This window comes from Cupriavidus sp. LA-1 (genome assembly GCF_055385985.1).
The window spans coordinates 3747624-3760900 of record NZ_AP031387.1; the positions used below are offsets into that span (position 1 = coordinate 3747624).

A 13277-nucleotide genomic window follows, 5' to 3' on the forward strand; every position below is an offset into this window, starting at 1 on the left:
CCGCCGGCCGCCCGCCAGTACAACACCCCTGATGCCAACCGACTGTCATGCCCTTTTCCGCTGATTCCGTGACCTCCCTGCGCCAGCTTGCCGACGCCCTGGCCGCGCGCTCCGTCTCCGCCGAGGAACTCGCGCGCGAGTACCTGGCCCGCATCGAGCAGGCCGCCGCGCTCAACGCCTTTATCCACGTCGATGCCGAGCGGACCCTGGCCCAGGCGCGCGCCGCCGACGAACGCCGCGCGCGTGGCGAGGCCGCGCCGCTGACTGGCGTGCCGATCGCGCACAAGGACGTGTTCGTCACGCGCGGCTGGCGCGCCACCGCCGGCTCGAAGATGCTGGGCAACTATGAAAGCCCGTTCGACGCCACCGTGGTCGAGCGCATGGCCGCGGCCGGCATGGTCACGCTGGGCAAGACCAATATGGACGAGTTCGCGATGGGCTCGTCCAACGAGAACTCGCATTTCGGCCCGGTGCGCAATCCCTGGGACACCAGCCGCGTGCCCGGCGGTTCGTCGGGCGGCTCGGCCGCGGCCGTGGCCGCTGGCCTGGCACCGGCCGCTACCGGTACAGACACCGGCGGCTCGATCCGCCAGCCGTCGTCGTTCTCGGGCATCACCGGCATCAAGCCGACCTACGGCCGCGTGTCGCGCTACGGCATGATCGCCTTCGCCTCGTCGCTGGACCAGGGCGGCCCGATGGCCCATAGCGCCGAAGACTGCGCGCTGCTGCTCAACACCATGGCCGGTTTCGACCCCAGGGACTCCACCAGCATCCCGCCCGCGCAGGGCGGCGTGGACGAGGACTACACCCGCCTGCTGGGCCAGCCCCGCGCCGGCGCCAGCGCCGAGCGCCCGCTTGCCGGGCTGCGCATCGGCCTGCCGAAGGAATACTTCGGCAAGGGCCTCGCGGCCGATGTCGAGCAGGCCGTGCGCGCCGCGCTGGCCGAGTATGAAAAGCTGGGCGCCACGCTGGTCGAGGTGACGCTGCCCAAGACCGAGCTGTCGATCCCGGTGTACTACGTGATCGCGCCGGCCGAGGCCTCGTCCAACCTGTCGCGCTTTGACGGCGTGCGCTACGGCCACCGCGCGGCCGAATACCGCGACCTGCTCGACATGTACAAGAAGAGCCGCGCCGAAGGCTTCGGCGCCGAGGTCAAGCGCCGCATCATGGTCGGCACCTACGTGCTGTCGCACGGCTACTACGACGCCTACTACCTGCAGGCGCAGAAGATCCGCCGCATCATCGCCGACGACTTCCAGCGCGCCTTCGCCCAGTGCGACGTGATCATGGGGCCGGTGGCGCCGACGGTGGCATGGAAGCTGGGCGAGAAGACCTCGGACCCGCTGCAGATGTACCTGGCCGACATCTTCACCCTGTCCACCAGCCTGGCCGGCCTGCCCGGCATGAGCGTGCCGTGCGGCTTTGGCGAAGCCGGCATGCCGGTGGGCCTGCAGCTGATCGGCAACTACTTCGACGAAGCGCGCCTGCTGCAGACCGCGCACGCGTTCCAGCAGGCGACCGACTGGCACCTGCGCCGTCCCGCCAAGGACTGACCATGACCGCACGCCCCTCGCTGACTCTGCGCCTGATGGCCGCGGCCGCGCTTGCCGCGGCGATGGCCGGCTGCATCCCGCTGCCGGGCGTGCCGGGGCGGCCCGCGCCCCCCGCGCCGATCGCCAGCCGCAATATCGACCTGGCCGGCGACTGCCGCCGCACCGAGGAAGACGGCTTCCGCGAGGACGCCCAGCTGCGCGTGTCGAACAACAGCGTGCAGCAGCTGTCGTGGAAGCTGTGGGTGGGCAAGCGCGGCTCGTGCAGCTTCAACCTGGCGGACTTCCGGCAGGTCCAGAAGACACCGCATATCGAGCTGCGAGCCAATGACGGCAGCGCCTGCAAGCTGATGGTCTGGCAGGACCCGCGCCGCGTCACGCTGGCGCACGCCAACTGCCAGCAGCGCTGCACCCCCGGCATCTATGAAGAAGCCTGGCCCGTGATGTTCGAGCCGGGCACCGGCGCCTGCGCGCGCACCCGCTGAAGCCATCGAAGCCGGCCATGACCCAGACACCCGCCGCCCCGCAACACCCTCCGCGCGCCGCCCGTGCGGCCGTGGCGATGCTGCGCGCCGCGCTGGCACTGGGTCTGGGCGCGTGGCTGGCCGGCGCGGCCGCGCATACGCCGGACCTGTCCGCCCCCGCGCTGGAGTCGCCGGTGCCGCAGACGCCGGCCGGCGTGCTGGCGCCGAATGCGGTGAGCCGGGCGGCGCCGGCATTCGCGGGCACGGCAGCCGTGCCCGCGCAGCGCGTCGAGCTGCGCGGCGATGCGGCCACGCCCGCGCTGACCGCCTACTGGTTCCTGCCGCGCGAAGGCTCCACCCCGCGCGCGCTGCCCGTGGTGGTGGCCTTGCACGGCTGCGGCGGGCTGCTGTCCACGCGCCCCGCGCGCGAAGGCAGGCCCGGTACCTCAGGCGCCGCGGCAACCGACAAGGCAGACGTTTCCGCGCTGCTGCAGCAACGCTACCGCGAATACGCGCACTGGCTGACTGAACGCGGCTATGCCGTGCTGATGCCGGACAGCTTCAGCGCGCGCGGCAGGCCCCAGGGCATCTGCACCGATCCCATCGACACGCGCGCCATCGACGACCGCGCGCGCCGCGCCGATACGCTGGCCGCGCTGCGCTGGGTGGCGCAGCAGCCCGCGGTCGACACCGCGCGCATCGTGCTGCTGGGCTGGTCCAACGGCGCGCAGGCGGTGCTCGCCACCGTCGACGCCAGCCGCCCGTGGCCGGCCGGCACGCCCCGGGTGGAGCGCGCGGTGGCGTTCTACCCGGGCTGCAAGCGCGCCGTGCAGCAGCACAACTTCCGCCTGCGCGCGCCGCTGCTGCTGCTGATCGGCGGCGCCGACGACTGGACGCCCGCGACCCGCTGCGCCATGCTGCAGAGCGCGGTGCAGGCGCGCCAGCCGGACGCGCGCTTCCGGCTTGAGATCTACCCGGGCGCCTATCACGGCTTTGACGGCACCAGCGAGCTGCATATCCGCCGCGACGTGCCCGCCGGCATGCGCAGGGCCCAGGGCGTCACCGTCGGCGGCGACGCCGTGGCCCGCGTGGCCGCGCTGGCCCAGCTCGATTCCTGGCTTGCCAGCCCCGACCCGTGACGGCAAGAGGCCAGGCCAGACAGAACCCCGGAGCGGCGCTGCCGCTCCCTCGCAACAGACAACACCGAAAGAACCGAACAGGAATACCGCCATGCAATGGGAAGTGGTGATCGGCCTCGAAACGCACGCGCAGCTCTCGACGGCCTCCAAGATTTTTTCCGGCACCTCGACCGCCTTCGGGGCCGAGGCCAACACGCAGGCCTCGCCGGTGGACCTGGCGCTGCCGGGCGTGCTGCCGGTGCTCAACAAGGGCGCGGTCGAGCGCGCCATCCAGTTCGGCCTGGCGATCGGCGCCACCATCGCGCCGCGCAGCATCTTTGCGCGCAAGAACTACTTCTACCCCGACCTGCCCAAGGGCTACCAGATCAGCCAGTATGAGATCCCGGTGGTACAGGGCGGCACCATCACCATCCAGGTCGAAGGCAAGCAGGGCGAGTCCTACGAAAAGACCGTCAACCTGACGCGTGCCCACCTGGAAGAAGACGCGGGCAAGTCGCTGCACGAGGACTTTGCCGGCATGACCGGCATCGACCTGAACCGCGCCGGCACCCCGCTGCTGGAAATCGTCACCGAGCCCGACATGCGCAGCGCCGCCGAAGCCGTGGCCTATGCCAAGGCGCTGCACTCGCTGGTGGTGTGGCTGGGCATCTGCGACGGCAACATGCAGGAAGGCAGCTTCCGCTGCGACGCCAACGTGTCGGTGCGCCCGCTCGGCCAGAAGGAATTCGGCACCCGCCGCGAGATCAAGAACCTGAACTCGTTCCGCTTCCTGCAGCAGGCCATCGACTACGAAGTGCAGTGGCAGATCGCCGAGATCGAGGACGGCCGCAAGATCCAGCAGGCCACCGTGCTGTTCGATCCGGATACGGGCGAAACGCGCGCCATGCGCACCAAGGAAGACGCACACGACTACCGCTACTTCCCCGATCCGGACCTGATGCCGCTGGAAATCGAGCCCGGCTGGGTCGAGCGCGTGCGCGGCGAACTGCCGGAGCTGCCGGCCGCGATGCAGGCACGCTTTGTCTCGCAATACGGACTGTCGGCGTATGACGCCACCACGCTGACCGCCACCAAGGCCTTCGCCGCGTACTACGAAGCCGTGGTGGCCGGCGCCGGCGCCGCCAACGCCAAGCCCGCGGCCAACTGGCTGATGGGCGACGTGGCCTCGCAGCTGAACCGCGAAGGCATCGCCATCGACGCCGCACCGGTCACGCCGGCGCAACTGGCAAAGCTGCTCACGCGCATCGCCGACGGCACGGTGTCGAACAACACCGCCAAGAAGGACGTGTTCCCGGCGATGTGGGCGGGCGAGCACGGCGGCGACGCCGACGCCATCATCGACGCCAGGGGCCTGAAGCAGATGTCCGACAGCGGCGAGCTGGAGAAGATCATCGACGACGTGCTGGCCGCGAACGCCAAGTCTGTCGAGGAATTCCGCTCGGGCAAGGAGAAGGCATTCAACGCGCTGGTCGGTCAGGCGATGAAGGCGACCAAGGGCAAGGCCAACCCGGCGCAGGTGAATGAGCTGCTGAAGAAGAAGCTGGGCTGAGCCCAAACTCTGCAGACCGCTGATTTGCTCCCCTCTCCCGCTTGCGGGAGCGGGAGCGCCCAGTCAGCAACGACCTGGCGCCCTGCTGACACGCAGCGCACCTCACCTCCCCGCCTTACTCCGCAACGACTCCTCCAGCAACGACCGCAGCTTCGCCAGCGCGCCCGGATCCCCATGCGCGGCCGAGCGCGCATACCAGATCTTGGCCTGCTCGATATCCTGGTCCACCACGCCGGGCTCGCCGTGCTCGTAGTAGCTGCCGACGATATATTGCGCGCCGCCGTCGCCGGCACTCGCCGCACGGCTGTACCAGGTAAACGCCTGGCCATAGTCGCGCGGCACGCCGCGGCCGGTGAAATAGTTTGTCGCCAGCGCCATCTGCGCCTGCACATGTCCGCCCTGCGCGGCCAGCGCATACCAGCGGTTCGCCTCCTCCAGCGACTTCGGCACCAGTTCGCCGCGCTCGTAGAGATCGCCCCAGGTGTACTGGGCATGCGTCATCTGGTTGTCGGCCGCTTTCTTCAGCCAGACCAGTGCCTCCTGCGGACGGGCGGCGGTGCCCTCGCCGCGCAGCAGCATCATCGCGTAGTTGAATTGCGCCAGGCGGTTGCCTTGCTTCGCGGCATTGGCAAAGCCGCGCAGCGCCTGGTCGAAGTTGCCCGCTTCATAGGCGGCGACCGCATCACGGGTCTGTGCCTGGGCGGGGGCAGGCGGCTGCGGCGCGGAGGCAGCCGGCTGCATGCATAGCAGCCATGCGGCAGTGGCGCCGGCCAGCAAGGCGGCAATCGGGGGACGGGCAATCGACATGGCGGACTCCGGGCGCGGCGCCTTCCTGCTTCCAGTGTAGGAGTCAGGACCGGGCGCCGGTAGGCACGCGCGGAATCCGAGTTTTATCCACGGGAATAATCAATCGCCAACAATCCGGCAATCGATCATTCGTTGTGCGGATGAAATCAGAACCCCAGATCCACTTGGGGCGCGGGTGCGCGTCGGGCGCGTCTTCCACTGCCATGGAATCTTCGCTGATCAGATGGCGTAATCGTAACAAGGCTTTGCATTGCGCCCTGGTTCGCCTGCACGTCGTGCATGTCGTCGCGCAGCGCAAGCCACCCCGGCCATACTTGCCTGGTGCGCTGGCGGGCCATAGCGGTGCAGATGGAACCCACGCGCCACCTGCGGTACATATCGATCCAATTGTTACAGTTCGCGACAGATACGACGTTAGAATGTGGCATTTCCACGGTCACCCGGCTATGTCCCAGAAGAAATCGCCACGCTTCGAGCTGCGCAGTGGCAACGTCGACGCCCTCCTTCTCGCCCTCCAGACCGCCGACATGGCTGCGCTGCGGGATGACCTCCTCACCCGCTTTGAAGCCACTCCCGACTTCTTCTCCAATGACGTGATCGCGCTGGACCTGCGTGCGCTGGAAGACGACAGCGAAGTTGCGCTTGGCACCGTGATCGACACCCTGGCAACGCTCAGGGCCCGCGCCATCGGCGTAGTGGCCCGCCCCAGCCAGCGCGAATGGGCCGAACGCTTTGGCCTGCCGCTGCTCGACAGCCAGGCCCGCCGCGGCAGTGCCGCCGATCGTGCCACCGACCGCGCCGCCGAGGCCAAGGCCGCAGCGGCGGCGGAACAGGCCGCCGCCGAACAGGCCGCGCGCGAGGAATCCGCCCGCGCCGCCGCGCAGGCCGCCACGGACGCCGCCGTGGCCGCCGCCATCCGCCAGACCCAGACCATGCTGATCGACAAGCCGCTGCGCTCGGGCCAGCAAGTCTACGCGCACGGCGACGTGGTGATCCTGGACGTGGTCAGCTACGGCGCCGAAGTGATCGCCGAAGGCAACATCCATATCTATGCCCCGCTGCGCGGCCGCGCGCTGGCGGGCGTCAAGGGCAATACCGGCGCGCGCATCTTCAGCACGTGCATGGAGCCCGAACTGATTTCCATCGCCGGCATCTACCGGACCGCGGAGCAGACGCTTCCGGCCGATGTGCTCGGCAAGACCGCCCAGGTACGCCTGGCCGATGAAAAACTGATCCTCGAAGGGCTGCGGCTCAAGTAACCGCGGCGCCCCTCGGGACCAAATCGCAGACAGCGCAAGCATCAACTTATTACTGGACCAAAGAGCCATGGCAAAAATCATCGTTGTGACCTCCGGCAAGGGAGGCGTCGGCAAGACCACCACCAGCGCCAGCTTTGCGGCCGGCCTGGCCCTGCGCGGCCACAAGACTGCCGTGATCGACTTCGACGTCGGCCTGCGCAACCTCGACCTGATCATGGGTTGCGAACGCCGCGTGGTGTATGACCTGATCAACGTGGTGCAGGGCGAAGCCAACCTGCGCCAGGCGCTGATCAAGGACAAGAAGTGCGAGAACCTGTTCATCCTGCCGGCCTCGCAGACGCGCGACAAGGATGCGCTCACGCGTGAAGGTGTCGAGAAGGTCATCGACGGCCTGATCGAGATGGATTTCGAATTCATCGTCTGCGACTCGCCCGCCGGTATCGAGTCGGGCGCGCTGATGGCCATGTATTTCGCCGACGAGGCGCTGATCGTGACCAACCCGGAAGTGTCGTCGGTGCGCGACTCGGACCGCATCCTGGGCATCCTGGCGTCCAAGACCAAGCGTGCCAGCGAAGGCGGCGATCCGATCAAGGAACACCTGCTGATCACCCGCTACAACCCCAAGCGCGTGCATGGCGGCGAGATGCTGTCGTTGACCGACATCCAGGAAATCCTGCGCATCAAGCTGATCGGCGTGGTGCCGGAATCGGAAGCCGTGCTGCACGCTTCCAACCAGGGCACGCCCGCCATCCACCTGGAAGGCAGCGATGTGTCGGACGCCTACGGCGACGTGGTGGACCGCTTCCTCGGCAAGGACAAGCCGATGCGTTTCACCGACTACCAGAAGCCGGGGCTGCTCTCCCGCATCTTCGGCAACAAGTAACGGTCAAGGAGGGCTCACCCCATGTCGATCCTTTCCTTCCTGCTGGGAGAAAAGAAAAAATCCGCGTCGGTCGCCAAGGAGCGGCTGCAGATCATCCTGGCGCACGAGCGCACCGGCCAATCCGCGCCCGCCGACTACCTGCCCGCGCTGCAGCGCGAACTGGTGGCGGTGATCTCCAAGTACGTCAAGATCGGCGACCAGGACCTGCGCGTCAGCCTGGAACGCCAGGACAACCTCGAGGTGCTCGAGGTCAAGATCGAGATTCCGCAGCACTGAGGACGGACCCCGGCGCCGCCGGGGTCGCTCGCCTCGCTCATTGCTTCTTCCGCTGTTCCCGCCTCTGTGCCGACCGCGACGCCACTTGCGCGCCTGGGTCGGCCGGTTTCATCTTCCCCGCCCCAATCTCCCGGCAGCCCGGTGCAGGTCACCCCGCGGCACTACTGCAGCGCACCAATTGGGACTTCTGTAGCGGCCAGACAACGGATTTGCACCAAAATCCTGCTTGAAAGCGCGCCTGCACGGAGTTTTGTGTCCTTGTTGCTTACGTTTTGCTAAATTTTCGCGGCGTTTACACGAAACGTAGACCATTCCTGCCGCGATCCGGCGGAAAGAACAGTACAAGACAGAAAAGGAGCACCATGAAGAAATCGGCCATCGTCCTCGCAGCCGGCAGCCTGTTGGCAGGTTCGGCTTTCGCACAGTCGTCCATTACGCTGTATGGTATCGCTGACGTGAGCGTCCGCTATACCAATCATTCCGACGCCAAGAACAACAACCTGTATCAAATGACCGATGGCGCTGTGACCCAGAGCCGTTGGGGTCTGAAGGGCAGCGAAGCGCTGGGCAACAACCTGAAGGCGATCTTCCAGCTGGAAAGCGGCTACAGCCTCGACACCGGCAAAATGAATGGCTCCTCGACCGGCCAACTCTTCAATCGTCAGGCCTACGTCGGCCTGAGCGGTGACTTCGGCACAATCAAGCTGGGCCGCCAGTACACCGAAGGGTTTACTTTCTTCGGTGACTACGATCCCCTGACCATCGGTAACTACGGCGCCAATGCCTGGCCGTTCTTCCTGACCCAGTTCCGCAATAACAACGTTATCAGCTATTCCGGCAAGTTCGGCGGCCTGAACGTAGGTGCCAGCTATGGCTTTGGCGAAAAGCCGGGCGCCTTCAACCAGGCTAGCGCTGCCAACAATGCAGCCATCAACGGCGCGACCGGCACGCCGTACGCCGGTGTCCGTGCAGCGTACGAGTATGGTCCGTTCGGCATCGGTGGCGTGTATCAGGTAGTCCGCGACACGCTGGGCAACAAGCAGCAAATGTGGGGCGCTGCCGGTAAGTACAGTATCGGCCCGGCCAAGATCTTCCTCGGCTACATCGGTGGCATCGACCGCACCGGCCTGGTCGATGTGTTCTCCCCGTTCGCCATGGACGCCAAGGCCCCGACCGCCGGTCCGAGCAACTGGGCAAGCAATCCTCGCAAGGACAACCTGGCCTACATCGGTACGACCTACCAGCTCACCCCGGCCCTGGCCCTGACCGGCGCGTTCTACTACGACTACATCAAGAACAAGGACGGTATCGCCGGCAACGGTGGCCATCGTTACGCTGGCGTGGCCCTGGCCGAGTACTCGCTGTCCAAGCGTACCCAGGTGTATGGCACCGTGGACTACAACCACGTCTCGGGCGGCGCCACGACCGAACTGCCGGGCTCCAATAGCCAGATCGGTGTAGCCGCTGGTATCCGCCACATTTTCTGATTGTCGTTTGATCAGTTTGGCGAAAGGCACCTTCGGGTGCCTTTTTTCATGGCCGTGGCCGGCGCCGCAGCCACAGGTACCAGCCGGCTTGCGGGGCGGACTCCCCCACCGGCTGCAACGGCACCAGCATGCCGCCATGGCGCGCCACCACGCGCTGTGCGCACAGCAGCGCCGGACCAGGCAGGCCCAGCCGCACGCCGCCCCCGTCATCGGCGGGATCGAACACGATCGACAGCGCCACGCCGCCGGCGTGGCCACGGCACATGATCCGCAGCGCCGTCCCAGGCGCCGCCGCGCCGATGGCGCTCGCCAGCAGCCATTCCAGCGTGCCGCCCAGCATGGCCTGGTCCCCGCCAATGCGCGGCAGGCGCCCCGCCGGCCGTTCCAGCCGGACACCGGCCTCGCTGGCCACGGCCCACACCCGGTCCAGCGCTTCATCGAGCAGGGTTTCCATGACGATCCGCCGCATCCGGTAGGGGTGCCGCGTTTCGCGCAGCAGCCGGTTCAGGTCATCGATGTGGCGCAGCGCGCGGCGCGCATGGCCGCCGACCTGCGCGAGCAGCGCCGCATCGGCCTGGTCCCGGGTACGGCGCAGCGCCAGCCAGGCCAGCAGCGAGGCATTGGGCTCGCGCAGGTCGTGGCCGAGCACATGCAGCAGCATGTCCTGCACCGCGGCAGGATCGCGAATGTCGGCGGGGCGGCCGGGCTCAGGCGCCGCGGCCATGGGGCCGCGCAAGCGCCGCGACAGCCAGCGGCTGCCGAGCCACAACGCCGTGGCTACCGCCACATGATGCAACCGTGGCGCCTTCACGCTGCCGCTCGCTCGGGGCGCTCGGCGCGGTCCGTGCGCTCGAGCCGGTAGCCATGCGTGTAGACCGGCGTCAGCCGCATGCCATGCTCGGCCTGCAGCCCGAGCTTGCTGCGCACGCGCGACACATGGGTATCGATGGTGCGCGACATCGGCGAGATCTCGCGGCCCCAGACCGCGGCGGTGATGTGGTCGCGCGTGACGATACGGCCTTCGTTGCGGAACAGCAGCACCGCCAGGTCGAACTCCTTGGGCGTCAGGCCGACCGGCTGGCCGTTGCAGGTAACTCTGCGCAGCGCGCAGTCAAAGGCGTAATCACCCAATCGCAGCGGCGCGTGCGGTGCCATCTGCGCGGGATAGGCGCGCCGCAGCAGGCATTCGATGCGTGCGGCCAGCTCGGCCGGGCGCACCGGCTTGACCATGTAGTCGTCGGCGCCCGCGGCCAGGGCCGAGACGATATCGTGCTCGGCATCGCGGCAGGTCAGGAACATCACCGGGATGCGCCGGTCGAGGTGGGTGCGCACCCAGGCCAGCACCTCGCGCCCGGACAGGTCCGGCATCTGCCAGTCCAGCAGCAGCAGGTCGAAGCCGGCGTCGCGCAGCGCCAGCAGCAAGCGCCGGCTTTCGCCGAAGCTCACGCATTCATATCCCGCGCCGGCAATGACCTGGCGGATCAGCGCCGCATCCGCGGGCGCGTCTTCAAGCGATGCAATGCGCGATGCCATTTTCTTTCCCATGTCTTGCCTCCGACGGATCAGACCACTAGCGCGACATTTAAGACCGTGTTGCAGGCGGCACGAATAGGAAAGCGCTCAATCTCGACTTTCAACAATCTTTTACTTCTCGCCTCAGCGGGCCGCTCCTACCATGGGCTTCGCTGCGGGCCGAGCGGGCCTGCGCCCAAGCTCTGTCCATCCATCGGCGCATTCCGGTGCGCCCGCGCAGGAGCCACTCTCGTGAAGATCGCCGCGTTGCAGGCGGACCCCACCCTCGCCGTCAGCATCGAACAGACCCTGCGCCTGAACGGCCACCAGTGCACGCGCTACCTCAGCGGGCGCACCATGATCGGCGCGCTGCGCGGCAGGCCGTTCGACCTGCTGATGCTGGATTGCGATACGCCGGGAATCCCGGCGCTGGAAGTGCTGGCGTGGGTGCGCCGCACGCTGGGCAGCGAGATGCCGGTGATGCTCACTGGCACCTCGAACGAAGACGGCTTTGTCGCGGCCTGCTTCGCGCAGGGCGCCGACAGCTACGTGCCCAAGCCGCTGCGCACGGCGGAGCTTGCCGCGCGCGTGCTGGCGCTGCAGCGGCGTGCCCGGCCGGCCGGCACGGACTGCGACCTGGAACATGGCCCGTTCCGCTTTGCCACCGCCGAGCGGCGGGTGTGGGTCCAGGGCAAGCCGGTGCTGCTGGCCCCCAAGGAATTCGACCTGGCCGTGCTGCTGTTCCGCAACCTGGGGGCGCTGGTGCTGCGCCAGACCATGGTCGACCAGGTCTGGCGCTATCACATGGACCCGGCCTCGCGCACGGTGGACAGCCACTTGTCGCGCGTGCGCACCAAGCTGGCGCTGTGGCCGCACAACGGGGTGCGGCTGTCGGCGGTATATGGGCTGGGCAGCCGCCTCGATGCGGCGTAGCGCAGGCTCGAGGTTCAGTCGGCCTTGATGCCGGCTTCCTTGACGATGCGGGCGTTCTCCGCCGACTCTTCGCGGATGGCCTTGGCGAACTGCGCCGGCGTGCCGCCGGTCGGCACCTCGCCGCCCTTGAGCAGGCGCTCACGGACTTCCGGCTCGGCCAGGGCCTTGTTCAGCTCGGCGTTCAGCCGGTTGATGATGGCCGCGGGCGTCTTGCCCGGCGCGAAGATCCCGAAGGTCGAGGTCAGGTTGGCCTTGGGGTAGCCCAGCTCGGCCAGCGTCGGCACCGCGGGCAGGCTATCCAGGCGCCTGGGCGCGCCCACCGCCAGCGCGCGCAGGCGGCCGGCCTGCATATGCTGGGTCAGCGCCGGGCTGGCGTTGGTGCTCATCACCTCGAACTGGCCGCCGAGCGCGTCGTTCATCTGCTGGCCCGCGCCCTTGTACGGGATCAGCGCGATATCGGCCTTCGACTTCTGCCTGACCTGTTCCAGCATCACATGGCCGACGGTGCCCAGGCCCGAGGTGGCCCAGCGCACCGAGCCCGGCCTGGCGCTGGCCTGGCCCACCACATCGGCAAAGCCCTTGCCGCTGAAGGCGGAAGTAGCCAGCACCAGCACCGGCGAGTACATCACGCTCATCACCGGCGCCACATCCTTCTGCGGATCGTAGGTGACGCGGCCCACATGCGGATTGAGCGTCAGCGGGCTGGTGGCGGCAAATCCAAGCGTATAGCCGTCCGGTGCCGCCTTGGCGACCGCATCGATGCCGATGCTGCCGCCGGCGCCGGCCTTGTTCTCGACCACCACCGAGGTGCCCGTCTGCGCCGACAGGCGCTCGCCGAGCGCGCGCGCCACGGCGTCGCTGATGCCGCCGGTCGGATAGGCGACGATCAGGCGGATCGGGCGGCTGGGATAGGCATCGGCAGCAGCGGCAGGCAGTGCGACGGCGACGCCGCTGGCGACGCAGACTGCGGCCAGCACGGACGAGCGGAAGGGGAAGGCCATGACGGAAACGCGGGAGAGAGTCGACAGGGGCACGCCCGAGGCGGCAGCAAGGTGCCGGACCGGTGCGGGGCAGGCGCCATCTTAGCCGATCGGGATGCGCGCTCAGCGCTCCAGTGGCCGTTCCGGCACCCACGAGACAAAGAGCTCGTTGGCGCGGTCATAGAGCCGCCATCCCGTGCCGCAGTCGCGGCAGGAAAACGACATCATGCTGTACGGTACGCCGGCGGCGCTCTGGCTGACCACCGGCGCGGTGCCGCGCAGCGCCAGGCAGGCCGGCGGCTCGCGCCGGCGCGGGTCGTCGGCCAGCGCCAGGCAGCGCTCGCAGGGAGGCATGGCGGGTGTGGCGGAAGGGGCTGTGGCGGGTGGCATCGTCGGCTGGAACTGGGGCACGTCAGACTTCATGCCCGCCATGATGCC

General features: G+C 68.1%; 14 protein-coding genes. 9 read left to right on the forward strand and 5 right to left on the reverse strand.

Annotation, left to right across the window (positions count from 1 at the left end):
• Positions 1–47: 47 nt before the first annotated feature.
• From gatA to gatB, 4 genes are all read left to right on the forward strand, one after another.
• Complete coding sequence (gene gatA / locus ACZ5MJ_RS17565; protein WP_464221073.1) at positions 48–1553, forward strand: Asp-tRNA(Asn)/Glu-tRNA(Gln) amidotransferase subunit GatA; 1506 nt, start codon at positions 48–50, stop codon at positions 1551–1553.
• 2 nt (positions 1554–1555) lie between these two features.
• Positions 1556–2035: a hypothetical protein gene (locus ACZ5MJ_RS17570; protein ID WP_464221074.1), complete on the forward strand. Its 480-nt coding sequence runs from the start codon at positions 1556–1558 to the stop codon at positions 2033–2035.
• Positions 2036–2052: 17 nt separating this feature from the next.
• Positions 2053–3153, forward strand: a complete 1101-nt coding sequence (locus ACZ5MJ_RS17575) for a dienelactone hydrolase family protein (protein WP_464221075.1) — start codon at positions 2053–2055, stop codon at positions 3151–3153.
• 91 nt (positions 3154–3244) lie between these two features.
• Positions 3245–4702, forward strand: coding sequence for an Asp-tRNA(Asn)/Glu-tRNA(Gln) amidotransferase subunit GatB (gatB, locus tag ACZ5MJ_RS17580; protein WP_464221077.1), 1458 nt, complete (start codon positions 3245–3247; stop codon positions 4700–4702).
• 102 nt (positions 4703–4804) lie between these two features.
• On the opposite strand, the gene ACZ5MJ_RS17585 is transcribed toward gatB, so the two are convergent.
• Entirely contained in the window at positions 4805–5509 is a 705-nt protein-coding gene (locus ACZ5MJ_RS17585) for a tetratricopeptide repeat protein (protein ID WP_464221079.1), read from the reverse strand.
• A 446-nt stretch (positions 5510–5955) separates the two neighbouring features.
• Here ACZ5MJ_RS17585 and minC point away from each other — a divergent pair, with 446 nt between their 5' ends.
• From minC to ACZ5MJ_RS17605, 4 genes are all read left to right on the forward strand, one after another.
• Positions 5956–6768, forward strand: coding sequence for a septum site-determining protein MinC (minC, locus tag ACZ5MJ_RS17590; protein ID WP_464221081.1), 813 nt, complete (start codon positions 5956–5958; stop codon positions 6766–6768).
• A 67-nt stretch (positions 6769–6835) separates the two neighbouring features.
• Positions 6836–7651 carry a septum site-determining protein MinD gene (gene minD, locus ACZ5MJ_RS17595; protein WP_464221082.1) on the forward strand — a complete coding sequence of 272 codons (816 nt, stop codon included), beginning with the start codon at positions 6836–6838 and terminating at the stop codon, positions 7649–7651.
• A 21-nt stretch (positions 7652–7672) separates the two neighbouring features.
• On the forward strand, positions 7673–7927 hold the full coding sequence (gene minE / locus ACZ5MJ_RS17600; RefSeq protein WP_464221084.1) for a cell division topological specificity factor MinE: 255 nt from the start codon (positions 7673–7675) through the stop codon (positions 7925–7927).
• A gap of 362 nt (positions 7928–8289) precedes the next feature.
• Positions 8290–9414, forward strand: a complete 1125-nt coding sequence (locus ACZ5MJ_RS17605) for a porin (protein WP_464221086.1) — start codon at positions 8290–8292, stop codon at positions 9412–9414.
• A 46-nt stretch (positions 9415–9460) separates the two neighbouring features.
• Here ACZ5MJ_RS17605 and ACZ5MJ_RS17610 read toward each other — a convergent pair whose 3' ends face one another.
• Together ACZ5MJ_RS17610 and ACZ5MJ_RS17615 are read right to left on the reverse strand one after the other, a co-directional pair.
• The gene (locus tag ACZ5MJ_RS17610; protein ID WP_464221088.1) at positions 9461–10225 is read right to left on the reverse strand and encodes a sensor histidine kinase; all 765 of its coding nucleotides are present in this window, start codon (positions 10223–10225) and stop codon (positions 9461–9463) included.
• The gene (locus ACZ5MJ_RS17615; RefSeq protein WP_464221090.1) at positions 10222–10959 is read right to left on the reverse strand and encodes a response regulator transcription factor; all 738 of its coding nucleotides are present in this window, start codon (positions 10957–10959) and stop codon (positions 10222–10224) included. The genes ACZ5MJ_RS17610 and ACZ5MJ_RS17615 overlap by 4 nt, the downstream gene beginning before the upstream one ends.
• A gap of 219 nt (positions 10960–11178) precedes the next feature.
• Here ACZ5MJ_RS17615 and ACZ5MJ_RS17620 point away from each other — a divergent pair, with 219 nt between their 5' ends.
• Positions 11179–11859 carry a response regulator transcription factor gene (locus ACZ5MJ_RS17620; RefSeq protein WP_464221092.1) on the forward strand — a complete coding sequence of 227 codons (681 nt, stop codon included), beginning with the start codon at positions 11179–11181 and terminating at the stop codon, positions 11857–11859.
• Positions 11860–11873: 14 nt separating this feature from the next.
• On the opposite strand, the gene ACZ5MJ_RS17625 is transcribed toward ACZ5MJ_RS17620, so the two are convergent.
• Together ACZ5MJ_RS17625 and ACZ5MJ_RS17630 are read right to left on the reverse strand one after the other, a co-directional pair.
• Positions 11874–12860 carry a Bug family tripartite tricarboxylate transporter substrate binding protein gene (locus ACZ5MJ_RS17625; RefSeq protein WP_464221094.1) on the reverse strand — a complete coding sequence of 329 codons (987 nt, stop codon included), beginning with the start codon at positions 12858–12860 and terminating at the stop codon, positions 11874–11876.
• Positions 12861–12962: 102 nt separating this feature from the next.
• Positions 12963–13271 (reverse strand): hypothetical protein, encoded by a 309-nt coding sequence (locus ACZ5MJ_RS17630; protein ID WP_464221095.1) that lies wholly within the window; start codon positions 13269–13271, stop codon positions 12963–12965.
• Between the last annotated feature and the right edge of the window lie 6 nt (positions 13272–13277).

Excerpts from the sequence above, each read along its gene's own strand:
- gatA (WP_464221073.1), top strand. The coding sequence starts at position 48 with ATGCCCTTTTCCGCTGATTCCGTGACCTCCCTGCGCCAGCTTGCCGAC.
- ACZ5MJ_RS17570 (WP_464221074.1), top strand. The coding sequence starts at position 1,556 with ATGACCGCACGCCCCTCGCTGACTCTGCGCCTGATGGCCGCGGCCGCG.
- ACZ5MJ_RS17575 (WP_464221075.1), top strand. The coding sequence starts at position 2,053 with ATGACCCAGACACCCGCCGCCCCGCAACACCCTCCGCGCGCCGCCCGT.
- gatB (WP_464221077.1), top strand. The coding sequence starts at position 3,245 with ATGCAATGGGAAGTGGTGATCGGCCTCGAAACGCACGCGCAGCTCTCG.
- ACZ5MJ_RS17585 (WP_464221079.1), bottom strand. The coding sequence starts at position 5,509 with ATGTCGATTGCCCGTCCCCCGATTGCCGCCTTGCTGGCCGGCGCCACT.
- minC (WP_464221081.1), top strand. The coding sequence starts at position 5,956 with ATGTCCCAGAAGAAATCGCCACGCTTCGAGCTGCGCAGTGGCAACGTC.
- minD (WP_464221082.1), top strand. The coding sequence starts at position 6,836 with ATGGCAAAAATCATCGTTGTGACCTCCGGCAAGGGAGGCGTCGGCAAG.
- minE (WP_464221084.1), top strand. The coding sequence starts at position 7,673 with ATGTCGATCCTTTCCTTCCTGCTGGGAGAAAAGAAAAAATCCGCGTCG.
- ACZ5MJ_RS17605 (WP_464221086.1), top strand. The coding sequence starts at position 8,290 with ATGAAGAAATCGGCCATCGTCCTCGCAGCCGGCAGCCTGTTGGCAGGT.
- ACZ5MJ_RS17615 (WP_464221090.1), bottom strand. The coding sequence starts at position 10,959 with ATGGGAAAGAAAATGGCATCGCGCATTGCATCGCTTGAAGACGCGCCC.
- ACZ5MJ_RS17625 (WP_464221094.1), bottom strand. The coding sequence starts at position 12,860 with ATGGCCTTCCCCTTCCGCTCGTCCGTGCTGGCCGCAGTCTGCGTCGCC.
- ACZ5MJ_RS17630 (WP_464221095.1), bottom strand. The coding sequence starts at position 13,271 with ATGGCGGGCATGAAGTCTGACGTGCCCCAGTTCCAGCCGACGATGCCA.